The sequence below is a fragment of the Streptomyces sp. NPDC002886 genome, assembly GCF_042888445.1.
Taxonomy (GTDB): Bacteria; Actinomycetota; Actinomycetes; order Streptomycetales; family Streptomycetaceae; genus Streptomyces.
This window is the reverse complement of sequence record NZ_JBIAPV010000002.1, coordinates 1127876-1140629: the sequence shown is the minus strand read 5'-3', so window position 1 is coordinate 1140629 and position 12754 is coordinate 1127876. Positions and strand designations below refer to the sequence as shown.

The window sequence follows — 12754 nt, the reverse complement described above, 5'->3', positions numbered from 1 at the left end:
TGCAGCACAGGAGTGTCGCCGTACCCTGGTGGGTATGGGCTTGGGAAGATGCTTCCCGGACAGAGCTCGGTCACACTGAGTTGTCGTTTTCTGGAATCGTCCCGCTTGAATCGTCGCTTCCGCCTACTGGCGCCCCGTCCCCTTGTCCCTTCCCCTGAGGACCTCTTCGCCGAGACACCCATGGCCGGTCACGAATTCTCCGAACCCGCGGACCGCAAGCGCAAACACCTCGCCGACCCAGAGTCGGCCGACCTGCGCGCGGTGGAACAACCACGTCATCCCTGCGACCCGGCCTTCCGGCACGGGGTCGTGGTGGGCTTCGACGGATCCACGTCCAGTGAGCGCGCCCTCGCGTACGCGATCGGCATGGCCCGTCGCTCCGGCTCCGGTCTGATCATCGTCCATGTGGCGAACCGGCTGCCCACCACCGTGTGGGCCGGCTGTGAGCCGCCGGTCTTCGTGGACGTGCCGGACCACCGCACCGAGGTGCTGGGGCTGGAGCTGGCCTGCGCGGACTACCTGTCCGAGGTTCCGTGGATCCTCGTCGAGCGCGGCGGGGACATCTGCCACGAGCTGGAGGAGGTCGGCCGGGAGTACTCGGCGGACGCCATCGTGGTCGGTTCCACGCACGGGATCGTCGGCCGGATCTTCGGGTCGGTGGCGGGCCGGCTGGCGAAGCGGGCGCAGCGACCGGTCGTTGTCATCCCGTAACCGACTGTATGTCGATTGTGCGGTTGTGCACCCCCATGTAAGGGGTACATAAAGGCTGCTGGGACGCAGCAAACAACTGCAGATCGAAGGGAGCCCGCCGTGGACAATGGTGTCTCTGCGGGAAGCACGGCCTCGACTTCGACCCTCGGGCACATCGCCCTGGGTCTCACCCTTCTCGCGTTCGGGATCGGCAACACCGGCATCATCGACGGTGTGACCGCGGCGAACTCCGTGTCGCTCGCGATGTACCTCGGCGGACTCGCCCTGTTCGTCCTCGGAGTCCTCGAGTACCGCGGCGGCGACGGCTTCAACGGCACGGCCTTCGCGGGCATCGGCACCTTCTGGTTCATCTGGGCCGGAGGGGCCGACGGAAAGGTTTCGGCAGACGCGGCCGGACTGTTCCTCGTGCTGTTCGCCATGCTGGGACTGACCCTCACCGCCGCCGCCTCGGGCGGGCTGTTCGGTCAGGGCGTGTACGGCCTGTTCACCCTCTCCCTGCTGCTCCTGGCGATAGGCACCTTCGCCGAGAGCGACGGGCTGGCCAAGGCGGCCGGCTGGGTGGCGGCGCTCTGCGGACTGCTGGCCTGGTACGGGGCCACCGCGGCGCTGGCGAGCTGGCCGATGGCCCTCGGCAAGGGCCGGCGCGGAGCGGTCGCCGCGAGCTGACGGACACCGCACGCAAAAGGCCCCCGGGGGATCCCCGGGGGCCTTTTCGCGCGTGCGACCTACTCGACGGTGACGGACTTCGCCAGGTTGCGCGGCTTGTCGATGTCCCGGCCCATGGCCAGGGCGGTGTGGTACGCCAGCAGCTGCAGCGGGATGCCCATCAGGATCGGGTCCAGCTCGTCCTCGTTCTTGGGCACGAGGATCGTGTGGTCGGCCTTCTCCTGCGTGGTGTGGGCGACCGCCAGGATCCGGCCGCTGCGGGCCTTGATCTCCTCGAGGGCCGCGCGGTTCTTCTCCAGCAGGTCGTCGTCCGGGACGATCGCGACCGTCGGCAGCGAGGGCTCGATGAGGGCCAGCGGGCCGTGCTTGAGCTCGGAGGCCGGGTAGGCCTCGGCGTGGATGTAGGAGATCTCCTTGAGCTTCAGGGAGGCCTCCAGGGCCACCGGGTAGCCCCGGACGCGGCCGATGAACATCATCGACTTGGCCTCGGCGTACTCGGCGGCCAGCTTCTTGATGTCTTCCTCGCCGTCCAGGATCTCCTGGATCTGCGCGGGCAGCTTGCGCAGGCCGTCGATGATCCGCTTGCCGTCGGTGACGGACAGGTCGCGGATGCGGCCGAGGTGCACGGCGAGCAGCGCGAAGGCCACGACCGTGTTGGTGAAGCACTTGGTGGAGACGACGCAGACCTCGGGGCCGGCGTGCACGTACACGCCGCCGTCGGCGGCGCGGGCGATCGCGGAGCCGACCACGTTGACCACGCCGAGGACGCGGGCGCCCTTGCGCTTGAGCTCCTGCACGGCCGCGAGCACGTCGTACGTCTCACCGGACTGGGAGACCGCGATGTAGAGGGTGTCGGGGTCCACGACCGGGTTGCGGTAGCGGAACTCCGAGGCCGGCTCGGCGTCGGCGGGGATGCGGGCCAGGCTCTCGATGAGGCCCGCGCCGATCAGACCGGCGTGGTACGAGGTGCCGCAGCCCAGGATCTTGACCCGGCGGATGCCGCGCGCCTCGCGCGGGTCCAGGTTCAGGCCGCCCAGGTGGACGGTGTTGAAGCGGTCGTCGATCCGGCCGCGCAGGACGCGGTCGACCGCGTCGGCCTGCTCGGAGATCTCCTTGTGCATGTACGTGTCGTGGCCGCCCATGTCGTAGGAGGCGGCCTCCCACTCCACGGTCTCGGGCGTGGCGGTGGTCGTCGTGCCGGAGGTGGTGTAGGTCCGGAAGTCGTCGGCCTTCAGGGTCGCCATCTCGCCGTCGTCGAGGGTGACGATCTGGCGGGTGTGGGCGACGAGCGCGGCGATGTCCGAGGCGACGAACATCTCCTTCTCACCGATGCCGAGGACGACCGGGGAGCCGTTGCGGGCCACGACGATGCGGTCGGCGAAGTCGGCGTGCATCACGGCGATGCCGTAGGTGCCCTCGACGACCTTGAGCGCCTCGCGGACCTTCTCCTCCAGGGTGTCGGCCTGGGCGCGGGCGATGAGGTGGACGAGCACCTCGGTGTCGGTCTCCGAGAGGAAGACGACCCCGTCGGCCTCCAGCTTGGAGCGCAGCTCGGAGGCGTTGTCGACGATGCCGTTGTGGACGACGGCGACCTTGTTGTCGGCGTCCAGGTGCGGGTGGGAGTTGAGGTCGCTCGGGGCGCCGTGGGTGGCCCAGCGGGTGTGGGCGATGCCGGTGGTGCCGGCGAAGCGCTTGGGGACCCGGGACTCGAGCTCGCGTACGCGGCCCTTGGCCTTGACGACCTTCAGGGCCGCGGCCTTCGGGCTGTTGACGACGATGCCCGCGGAGTCGTAGCCGCGGTACTCCAGTCGCTGCAGGCCCTCCAGCAGCAGCGGTGCCACGTCACGCTTGCCGATGTAACCCACGATTCCGCACATAAGGTCTTTCCCCTCCTGAAGTTCGGTTGCTCTTGCCGCTGTCCGGGTCCCCGGCAGGTGTCTCAGCCGTAGACGATGCGGCGCAGTTGCCGGAGCGAGAGCTCCGGCGGTGCCACGGCGCGGTGCGGCAGCTCGGCCGCGATCCGCTCGAAGATGTCCGCGTTGACCGCGCCCCCGGACTGGAGCTCACGGTGGCGCCGGCGGACGAACTCCTCGGTGCTCTCGTCGAAGTACGCGAGGACGTCGAGCACCACTCGGGCGGCTTCGCCCCGCTGGAGCGAGGTGCTGCGCACCAAGTGGTCGACGAGGTCGTCGTGCGACGGCGACGGGCGGCGGTCGGGCATCCGTCGATATTGGCGGTACGGGCCGCAGAACGCAAAAATCCTGCCCGAAATCGGGCAGGATCGCGCTGGTCTGGACCAGGGGAGTGGTTGATTCCGGTCTCAGGAGGTCAGAAACGACCCAAAATCGCTGCTTTCGCCGTCGTGAACTCCTCGGCCGTGAGGATCCCCGCCTGATGCAGCTCTCCCAGCTCGCGCAGCCGCCGCAGCAGGGCGTCGTGGTCCTGCGCCGGGGCGGGGGCGGGGGCGACGGTCGGAGCGGGTTCCGGCGAGGGCGCGGGCGGGAGCGAGGGGGAGGGGAAGGGAGAGGAGGAGAGGGAGAGCGAGGGCGGGAGCGAGGGCGAGGGCTCGGGCGCCTGCGAGGGCGCCGCCGGGTGCGGCATCCGGACCGCCACGGCGGCCGCGACCAGCGCCATCAGGGGGTCCTTCTTGAAGCCGAACAGCTCCACCGTGTACGGGTCGTACTTCGGCGCCGCGCTCTGGCCGGCGCCGGCCAGAGCGAAGCGGATCCACCCGTTCTCCAGCCCCCGCGACGGGGCCCACTCCACCGACCGCAGGTCCGCGACCCTGAACTCCCGGGGTCCGCCGGAGCGTTTGGCCTCCTCGGTCGTCCAGTTCCAGTCCAGGGCCACCCGGTCCCCGTCGAAGGCCACCGTCCCGTCGCCCGCGCCGACCGTGATCGGCACGGAGGGACCCGGCAGGAGGTAGGAGTCGGCGGGGCCGCCGTCCACCTGGTCCAGCAGCAGGGCGTTGCGGACCTCGTCCACGAAGTACTCCGCCACCCCGCCGCGGTCCGGCTCCACCGTCAGCCGGTACGGGTCGGAGGCCTCCGGCAGCCGGCCGCCCGTCACCTGGAGCAGCGGGTCGGCGCCGTCACGCAGCCGCAGGCGCAGCCGGCCCGCCTTGCGCCCCGGTTCGTAGGAGATGCCGGCCAGCGCGCGCAGCGGGACGAGCACCTCGCCCAGCGTCTGGCGCAGCAGTCCGACCCCCTTGTCGCGGCCCGGCACGATGCGCACCGCGTCCCCGTCGAAGGTCCATGTGCCGTCCTTCTGGATGATTTCCGCCATCCTTGGATTCTTGCATCGGCCCCACGAGCCCGGTTGGCCTATACCTATGCGCATGAGAGTTCCGCGACGCATGCTCGCCGCCCTCCTGGTCCTCGCCGCCGTCCCCGCGGCCGCTTCCTGCTCCACCGCCGCCAGGGGGGACGACGCCCGGCCGGGCGACGAGCCCCCCGTCGCGCTCGCGCCCTACCAACGGCTCCTCCCGGCGCCCGTCTCCGCCCGGGCCCAGGGGCCGGGGTACGCCTTCGGCCCGGGCACGGTCATCCGTACCGGCCCGACCGGCGACGAGGAGGTCCGCAAGGTCGGCGAACTCCTCGCCGAGCAGCTCCGCGGCCCCAGCGGGCTGCCGCTGCCCGTGGTCGACGGCGCCCAGGGCGACGGGATCCGGCTGCGGATCGACGGAGCCTACGGGGGCGCGGACGACGCGGCGGGGGAGGAGGGCTACCGGCTGGAGTCGGGGCCCGGCGGGGTCACCCTCACCGCCCGCACGCCGGCGGGCCTCTTCCACGCCGGCCAGACGCTGCGCCAGCTCCTGCCGGTGTCCGGCCCGGGAACGGTGCCGGGCGGCACGGTCACGGACGCGCCGCGCTTCGCGTACCGCGGGGCCATGGTGGACGTGGCCCGCCACTTCTTCACGGTGGAGCAGGTCAAGAGGTACGTCGACCAGCTCGCGCAGTACAAGGTCAACACCCTGCATCTGCACCTGACCGACGACCAGGGCTGGCGCATCGCGATCGACTCCTGGCCGCGGCTGGCGGAGTACGGGGGCGGGAGCGAGGTCGGCGGCGGGCCCGGCGGGCACTGGACGAAGGACGAGTACCGGGACCTGGTGGCGTACGCCTCCGAGCGGTACGTGGACGTGGTCCCCGAGATCGACATGCCGGGCCACGTGAACGCCGCGCAGGCCGCCTACGCCGAGCTGAACTGCGACGGCAAGGCGCGCGAGCGCTACACCGGGATCAAGGTCGGCTTCAGTTCGCTGTGCGTGGGCCAGGAGCGGACCTACGCGTTCATCGACCAGGTGCTGGGGGAGCTCGCGGAGCTGACCCCGGGCAAGTACCTGCACATCGGCGGCGACGAGGCCCACTCCACGCCCGCGGCGGACTACGCGGCCTTCATGGACCGGGCCCAGGCGGTGGTGGCGAAGCACGGCAAGACGGTGGTGGCCTGGCACCAGCTCGCGACGGCCCGGCCGGCCCCGGGAGCGGTGCTCCAGTACTGGGGCCACGACCGCACGGCGGCGGCCGAGAAGGCGGCGGTGGCCGCGGCGGCCAAGGCGGGCAGCCCGGTGATCCTGTCTCCGGCGGACCGGCTCTACCTGGACATGAAGTACGACAAGGACACGAAGCCGGGGCTGGCCTGGGCCGGGTACGTGCCGGTCCGCCGCGCCTACGACTGGGACCCGGGGGCCTATCTGCCGGGCCTCCCGGAGTCCGCGGTCCTCGGGGTGGAGGCCCCGCTGTGGACGGAGACGATCGCGACGCGGGGCGACTGGGAGCTGATGGCCTTCCCGCGCGTCCTGGGCCTCGCGGAGCTGGGCTGGTCCCCGGCCGCCACCCACGACTGGACCTCGTACCGCGGGCGACTGGCCGCGCAGGGCCCCCGCCTGGACGCCCAGGACATCACCTACCTCCGGACACCGGAGGTGCCGTGGCAGTAGGGCCGGGGCCGGGCGGTCCGGGGCCGGCGGCGCACCGCTAGAGCTCCGCGGTCGGGTCCTCGTTCGGGGCCCGGCCCGCGTAGGCCTCCGCGAGGAGTTGTTCCTCGGTGGCGCCCAGGCGCCAGTAGCCGGTGAAGCGGACCGCCCGGCGGTCGATGCCGCAGTCCTGGACGAAGTGCCTGCGCACCGCCCGGACCGTCGCGGACTCGCCCGCGATCCAGGCGTACGGGGCTCCGGCGGCGGGCCGTTCGGCGGTGCGCAGGGCGTCCAGGACCCGGTCGGTGCGTTCGCGGCCGGCGCCGGGGTCCCGCACGACCCAGGTGACGTCCGCGCCGGCGGGAGTCCGGAGGTACAGGCGGTCGTCCTCGTGCGGGATCTCGAACCAGGCCCGGACCGGGATCCCGGCCGGGAGGCGGTCCAGGATCGCGGCGGCCGCGGGCAGGGCGGTCTCGTCCGCGTAGAGGAGGAACGCGTCGGTGCCGGCCGGCGGCTGGAAGCGGACGGACTTGTTCTCCGCGACGGCCGGGCCGATGGCCAGGATCCGGCGGCCGGTCACCGCGCGGCCCGCCCAGGACGAGGCGGGGGAGGAACTTCCGTGCAGGACGAAGTCGATGTCCACCTCGTCCACGCCGTCGGCGGTCCGGCGCTGTTCGCGGACCGTGTACGAGCGCATCACCGGGCGTTCCTCGTCCGGCATCCCGCGCCAGTCCGCGAACCAGGTGTCCTCGTCCGTGGACGGCAGCGCCGTGTGCTCCCGGCCGGCGGGCGGCAGGAAGAGGGAGAGGCTCTGGTCGTGGCCGCCCGAGCGGAACCCGCTGAGGGACTCGCCGCCGAAGGTGATCCGCAGGAAGGAGCGGCCGAGGCGGCGCGTGCGGAGCACTTCCAGCGCGAAGAACCGGAAGTGGGGGGTCTCATCGGCGGCTTCGGGTACGGCGTCCGGGGCGGTGGCGGTCATGCGGTCCCCCTGGGAGTCGGGTCGGTGGCGGGCCGGGTGGCCGGTACGGCAGCGGGGCGCCGCGGCCCGTTGGTGCGCGGGACGCGGCAGAAGGCCCCGGCGCCCGGGTGGGGCGCCGGGGCCTGACGGTCAGGGGTCAGCTGACCTTCTTGGCGCCCTGGATGGCCTTGGTGAGCTCTTCGACGATCTGCGCGCACTTCTCGTAGGAGTAGATCGGCTCGGTCACGCGGGGGGTGATCTGACCGGCCTTGACGGCCGGCATCTCGGCCCAGGTCGGCTTCGCCTTCAGCTCCTGCGGCTGGAGGGTGCCGGTGCGGTTGTCGAGGAGGACGACGTCGGCCTTGTACTTGCCGGCGTTCTCCCAGCTGAGGCTCTCGAAGAAGCCGCCCTCGACCTTGTCCGGGACGATGAACTCGACGCCGAGCGACTGGAAGTACTTCAGGTCGGCGGAGGTGGCCGGGGTGGAGGCGTAGAACAGGTCGGCGGCGCCGGAACCGACGAGCACCTTGATGCCGGGGTTCGCCTTCGTGGCCTCGCGGAGCTTCGCGGAGGCGGCCTCGAAGCGGGCCTTGGCGTCGACGGTCTTCTTGGCGTTCAGGTCGGCGCCGAGGGACTTCGCGAGGTCCGCGGTGCGGGCCAGGGCCTTGTCCATCGTGACGTCGCCGCCCACGCCGATCGCGGCGGCCGGGGCCAGCTTCAGGATCTTGTCCTTGGAGGCTTCCGGCAGGTACCAGTAGCTGCCGGGCTCCCAGGTGTTGGTCACCAGGAGGTCGGGCTGGAGGGCCGCGTACTTCTCGACGTTGAACTCGTCGTAGACGTTGCCGAGGATCTCGACCTTGGAGATGTCCATCGAGCCGGCCTGTACGTCGGCCTTGCCGTCGGCGGTCTTCGTCGGGCCGAACACGCCCTTGACCTCGACCCCGTAGTCGTGGAGCGCGGCGGCGGTGCCGGTGAAGGCGACGATGTTCTTCGGCGTGGACTTGGTGGTGACGTCCTTGCCCATGTCGTCCTTGAAGCTCCAGGGCCCCGAGGCCGCGGCGCCCGCGCCCTTGTCGCCCGAACCGTCCTTCGCGGAGTCGCTGCCACCGCAGGCGGTGAGCGCGGCCACGAGGCCGAGGGCGCCGCCTGCCGCGATGAGGCCGCGGCGGGTGAGGAGGGAGGAGCGGGACTTGGGCATGGGGATGTCCACTTTCGTGCGTACTTGGGTGGCTCGGGCGTTCGATAGGAAGGTTAGCCTAACCTTTGCTGGAAACGATAAAGGGCCCTCCGCCTGGAGGGCCCTTCATCGCACCGCCGACTGCCGCTAGGAGGAAAGCCCCAGCTCACGGGCGATCAGCATGCGCTGCACCTCGCTCGTGCCCTCGCCGATCTCCAGGATCTTGGAGTCGCGCCACATGCGGGCCACCGGGTACTCGTTCATGAACCCGTAGCCGCCGTGGATCTGCGTGGCGTCGCGCGCGTTGTCGACCGCCACCGTCGAGGAGTACAGCTTCGCGATGGCCGCCTCCTTCTTGAACGGCTCCCCGGCCACCAGCCGGGAGGCCGCGTCGCGCCAGCCGATCCGGGCCATGTGGGCGCGCATCTCCATGTCCGCCAGCTTGAACTGGATGGCCTGGTTGTCGCCGATCGCCTTGCCGAAGGCGTGCCGCTCCTTGGCGTACTTCACCGACTCGTCCACGCAGCCCTGCGCCAGGCCCGTCGCGAGCGCCGAGATGGCCACGCGGCCCTCGTCGAGGATCCGCAGGAACTGGGCGTAGCCGCGGCCTTCCTGGCCGACCAGGTTGGCGAGGGGGACCCGTACGCCGTCGAAGGACAGCTCACGGGTGTCCGAGGAGTTCCAGCCGACCTTGGAGTAGGGGGCGGCCACCGTGAAGCCCGGGGTGCCGGACGGGACGATGATCGAGGAGATCTCCGGGCGGCCGTCCGCCTTGCGGCCCGTCACGGCGGTGACGGTGACCAGACCGGTGATGTCCGTACCGGAGTTGGTGATGAAGCACTTGGAGCCGTTGATCACCCACTCGTCGCCGTCCCGGACGGCGGTCGTGCGGGTGCCGCCCGCGTCGCTGCCCGCGCCGGGCTCGGTCAGGCCGAAGGCGCCGAGGATCTCGCCGGAGCACATCCGCGGCAGCCACTCCCGCTTCTGTTCCTCCGTACCGAAGAGGTACAGGGGCATCGCGCCGAGCGAGACTCCGGCCTCCAGGGTGATGGCGACCGAGGAGTCGACGCGGGCCAGCTCCTCCAGGGCGATGCCGAGGGCGAGGTAGTCGCCGCCCATGCCGCCGTACTCCTCCGGGAAGGGCAGGCCGAACAGGCCCATGCGTCCCATCTCGCGGACGATCTCGTACGGGAACTCGTGCCGCTCGTACAGATCGCCGATCTTGGGCGCCACCACATCGTGCGCGAACGCCTCTACGGTGCGGCGGAGTTCCTCGTGCTCGGGGGTGAGCCGGTGGTCGAGGGCCATGGTCTTCGTTACTCCTTGTGGGAGAGGGCGCGGACGGTACGGGAGGGGCTGGGTCGCCCCAACCGCTCGGCCATCCACACGCTCGTGGCGGTGAGGGCGGCCAGGTCGACCCCGGTCTCGATGCCGAGGCCGTCGAGCATCCAGACGAGGTCCTCGGTCGCGAGATTGCCGGTGGCGCTCTTGGCGTACGGGCATCCGCCGAGGCCGCCCGCGGACGCGTCGACGGTGGTCACGCCGTGCCGGAGCGCGGCGAGGGTGTTGGACAGGGCCTGGCCGTAGGTGTCGTGGAAGTGCACGCCGATCCGGTCGGTGCCCACGCCCTCCTCGTTGAGCGCGGAGAGCAGGGCCCGCACGTGACCCGGGGTGGCGACACCGATGGTGTCGCCGAGGCTCAGCTCGTCACAGCCGAGGTCCAGGAGGGCCTTGGCGACGCCGACCACCTGGTGGACCGGGACCGGCCCCTCCCAGGGGTCGCCGAAGCACATGGAGAGGTAGCCGCGGACGTGCGCCTTGTGCTCCTTGGCGCGGGCCACGACGGGCTCGAACATCTCGAGGGACCCGGCGACCGTGCGGTTGAGGTTGCGGGAGGCGAAGGTCTCGGTGGCGGAGCCGAACACGGCGATCCGGGTGGCCCCGAGCGCGAGCGCGCGGTCGAGGCCGCGGTCGTTGGGGACGAGGACCGGCAGCGCGGCCTCCACGTCGGCGAGGAGGGGGAACAGCTCCTCGGCGTCGGCCAGCTGGGGAACCCACTTGGGGTGCACGAAGCTGGTGGCCTCGATGGTGGTGAGCCCTGCGGCGGCCAGCCGGTGCACGAACTCGGCCTTCACGTGGGTCGGGACGGCCGTCTTCTCGTTCTGCAGCCCGTCGCGCGCGCCGACCTCGTGGATGCGGACCCGGGCCGGGAGGCCCTCGTCCGGGAAGCTCATCGGAAGCCCGTTCATTCGGCCTTCTCCTCCTCGTCGGGCGTGACCACGGCCAGGACCTGGTCCATGGCGACCGTGGTGCCGGGGGTGACGTCGAGTTCGGTGACGGTGCCGGCGTGCGGGGCGGAGATGACGTGCTCCATCTTCATGGCCTCGACGACGAGCAGGCTCTGACCGGCGGCCACCTTCTCCCCGACGGCCACCTTGACGACGGTGACGGTGCCGGGCATGGGGGCGGCGAGGGTGTCCGCGCCTGCGCCGGTCGCGCCTCGGGCTGCGACGGGGTCGTGGGTCTGGACGTGCCAGCTGTCCGCGTCGCGACCCAGCCAGGTCCCCTCCGGGGAGGCGGCGTAGGAGAACCGGTGGGTGACGCCGTCCAGTTCGACCATGAGGTGGTCGGGGGTGCGGTCCACGATCCGGCCCAGGGCCGGGGTGCCCTCCGCGTCGCCGAGGAAGAGTTCTGTGTGCGGGCCGGAGGTGCTGGGGCCCTGCCCCAGACCCCGCGCCTCAAACGCCGGCGAGGCTGAACTCGGCCGGGTGCGGACCGTTACCGGGTCCTGGCCCGGGAGGCGGAAGTGGTGGACCGTCCAGGCGGGGGTGCCGCCGAGGCGCCAGCCGTTGGCGGAGTCGAAGGGGTCGATCCAGCCCCCGGCAGGGTTGCGGGAAGGGGCGGGGCGGGGGACGGAGAGCAGGGCCGCGGCCGCGTACACCTCGTCCGGAACGCCCTCCGGGAGGAGCTGGGACAGGTCACGTTCCACCAGCCCGGTGTCCAGGTCGCCCGACACCACATCCGGATGCGCGAGCAGCCTCCGCAGGAAGCCCGCGTTGGTCTGGACGCCCAAGATCACGGTGTCGGCCAGGGCGCCCCGCAGTACACGCAGGGCCGCCGCCCGGTCGGGACCGTAGGCGATGACCTTCGACAGCATCGGGTCGTACGTCGACCCGGTGTCGACCCCCGCCGCGAGGCCGGAGTCGGTACGGACGGAGCCGCCGGACGGCTCCGACAGGGCCAGCACCATGCCGCCGGAGGGCAGGAAGCCCCGCGCCGGGTCCTCCGCGCAGACGCGGGCCTCGATGGCGTGGCCGGTCAGGGTGACCTCCGACTGGCCGAAGCCGAGCTCCGCGCCCGCCGCGACCCGGAGCTGCTGCTCCACCAGGTCCAGTCCGGTGACGAGCTCGGTGACCGGGTGCTCCACCTGGAGCCGGGTGTTCATCTCCATGAAGAAGTACGAGGAGGGGTCCCCGCCCGGGACGATGAACTCCACCGTGCCCGCGCCGACGTACCCGCAGGACCGCGCCGCCTCCACGGCCGCCGCGCCCATCGAGGCCCGCAGCTCCGGCGTCAGCAGCACCGACGGGGCCTCCTCGATCACCTTCTGGTGGCGCCGCTGGAGCGAGCACTCGCGCTCCCCGAGGTGGACCACGTTCCCGTGCGCGTCGGCCAGGACCTGGATCTCGATGTGCCGGGGCCGGTCCACCCAGCGCTCCACGAGCAGGGTGTCGTCGCCGAAGGAGGACTTCGCCTCGCGCCGGGCCGCCGCGATCTCCTCGCCGAGCAGCGCGGAGTCCCGTACGAGCCGCATGCCCTTGCCGCCGCCGCCCGCCGAGGGCTTCAGCAGGACCGGCATGCCGATCTCCTCGGCGGCGGCCACCAGTGCGGCGTCGGACAGCCCGCTGCCCGAGGAACCGGGCACCACGGGCACGCCCGCCGCCTTGACGGTCTCCTTGGCGCGGATCTTGTCGCCCATCAGGGAGATCGCGGAGGCCGGAGGCCCGATGAAGGCCAGGCCCGCGTCCGCGCAGGCGGCGGCGAAGGCGGCGTTCTCCGCGAGGAAGCCGTACCCGGGGTGGACGGCCTCGGCGCCCGTGCGGCGCGCCGCGTCGAGCAGCCGCTCCACCGACAGGTAGCTCATCGAGGCCGCCGCCGGGCCGATGCGGACGGCCGTGTCGGCCTCCCGTACGTGCCGGGCGTCCGCGTCGGCGTCGCTGAAGACGGCCACGGAACGGATGCCGAGCTCCCGCAGGGTGCGGATGACGCGGACCGCGATCTCGCCCCGGTTGGCGACCAGAACAGTGCTGAACATCAGTGAGGT

General features: G+C 71.8%; 11 protein-coding genes. 3 read left to right on the top strand and 8 right to left on the bottom strand.

Going from position 1 to position 12754, the window contains the following annotated elements:
• Positions 1 to 180 precede the first annotated feature (180 nt).
• Both ACFYYB_RS11340 and ACFYYB_RS11335 read left to right on the top strand, forming a co-directional pair.
• Positions 181 to 711 (top strand): universal stress protein, encoded by a 531-nt coding sequence (locus ACFYYB_RS11340; protein ID WP_389434713.1) that lies wholly within the window; start codon positions 181 to 183, stop codon positions 709 to 711.
• A gap of 99 nt (positions 712 to 810) precedes the next feature.
• Positions 811 to 1377 carry an acetate uptake transporter gene (locus tag ACFYYB_RS11335; protein WP_389434711.1) on the top strand — a complete coding sequence of 189 codons (567 nt, stop codon included), beginning with the start codon at positions 811 to 813 and terminating at the stop codon, positions 1375 to 1377.
• 59 nt (positions 1378 to 1436) lie between these two features.
• On the opposite strand, the gene glmS is transcribed toward ACFYYB_RS11335, so the two are convergent.
• The 3 genes from glmS to ACFYYB_RS11320 all read right to left on the bottom strand — a co-directional run bounded on the left by glmS (position 1437) and on the right by ACFYYB_RS11320 (position 4662).
• A complete protein-coding gene (gene glmS / locus ACFYYB_RS11330) occupies positions 1437 to 3254 on the bottom strand; it encodes a glutamine--fructose-6-phosphate transaminase (isomerizing) (protein WP_389434709.1) in 1818 nt (605 codons plus the stop codon).
• A 62-nt stretch (positions 3255 to 3316) separates the two neighbouring features.
• Positions 3317 to 3598 (bottom strand): hypothetical protein, encoded by a 282-nt coding sequence (locus ACFYYB_RS11325; RefSeq protein ID WP_327306600.1) that lies wholly within the window; start codon positions 3596 to 3598, stop codon positions 3317 to 3319.
• A gap of 107 nt (positions 3599 to 3705) precedes the next feature.
• Positions 3706 to 4662 carry a DUF4429 domain-containing protein gene (locus tag ACFYYB_RS11320; protein ID WP_389434707.1) on the bottom strand — a complete coding sequence of 319 codons (957 nt, stop codon included), beginning with the start codon at positions 4660 to 4662 and terminating at the stop codon, positions 3706 to 3708.
• Positions 4663 to 4714: 52 nt separating this feature from the next.
• On the opposite strand from ACFYYB_RS11320, the gene ACFYYB_RS11315 reads away from it, so the two are divergent.
• Positions 4715 to 6319 carry a beta-N-acetylhexosaminidase gene (locus ACFYYB_RS11315; protein WP_389434706.1) on the top strand — a complete coding sequence of 535 codons (1605 nt, stop codon included), beginning with the start codon at positions 4715 to 4717 and terminating at the stop codon, positions 6317 to 6319.
• A gap of 37 nt (positions 6320 to 6356) precedes the next feature.
• Here the strand turns inward: ACFYYB_RS11315 and ACFYYB_RS11310 are convergent, their stop codons facing one another.
• From ACFYYB_RS11310 to ACFYYB_RS11290, 5 genes are all read right to left on the bottom strand, one after another.
• A complete protein-coding gene (locus ACFYYB_RS11310; protein WP_389434704.1) occupies positions 6357 to 7274 on the bottom strand; it encodes a siderophore-interacting protein in 918 nt (305 codons plus the stop codon).
• Between the two features lie 136 nt (positions 7275 to 7410).
• Positions 7411 to 8451, bottom strand: coding sequence for an ABC transporter substrate-binding protein (locus ACFYYB_RS11305; protein ID WP_389434702.1), 1041 nt, complete (start codon positions 8449 to 8451; stop codon positions 7411 to 7413).
• Between the two features lie 126 nt (positions 8452 to 8577).
• Positions 8578 to 9738: an acyl-CoA dehydrogenase family protein gene (locus ACFYYB_RS11300; protein ID WP_327306605.1), complete on the bottom strand. Its 1161-nt coding sequence runs from the start codon at positions 9736 to 9738 to the stop codon at positions 8578 to 8580.
• Between the two features lie 8 nt (positions 9739 to 9746).
• The gene (locus tag ACFYYB_RS11295; protein WP_389434699.1) at positions 9747 to 10679 is read right to left on the bottom strand and encodes a hydroxymethylglutaryl-CoA lyase; all 933 of its coding nucleotides are present in this window, start codon (positions 10677 to 10679) and stop codon (positions 9747 to 9749) included.
• Positions 10676 to 12745: an acetyl/propionyl/methylcrotonyl-CoA carboxylase subunit alpha gene (locus ACFYYB_RS11290; protein WP_389434698.1), complete on the bottom strand. Its 2070-nt coding sequence runs from the start codon at positions 12743 to 12745 to the stop codon at positions 10676 to 10678. The genes ACFYYB_RS11295 and ACFYYB_RS11290 overlap by 4 nt, the downstream gene beginning before the upstream one ends.
• Positions 12746 to 12754: the final 9 nt, after the last annotated feature.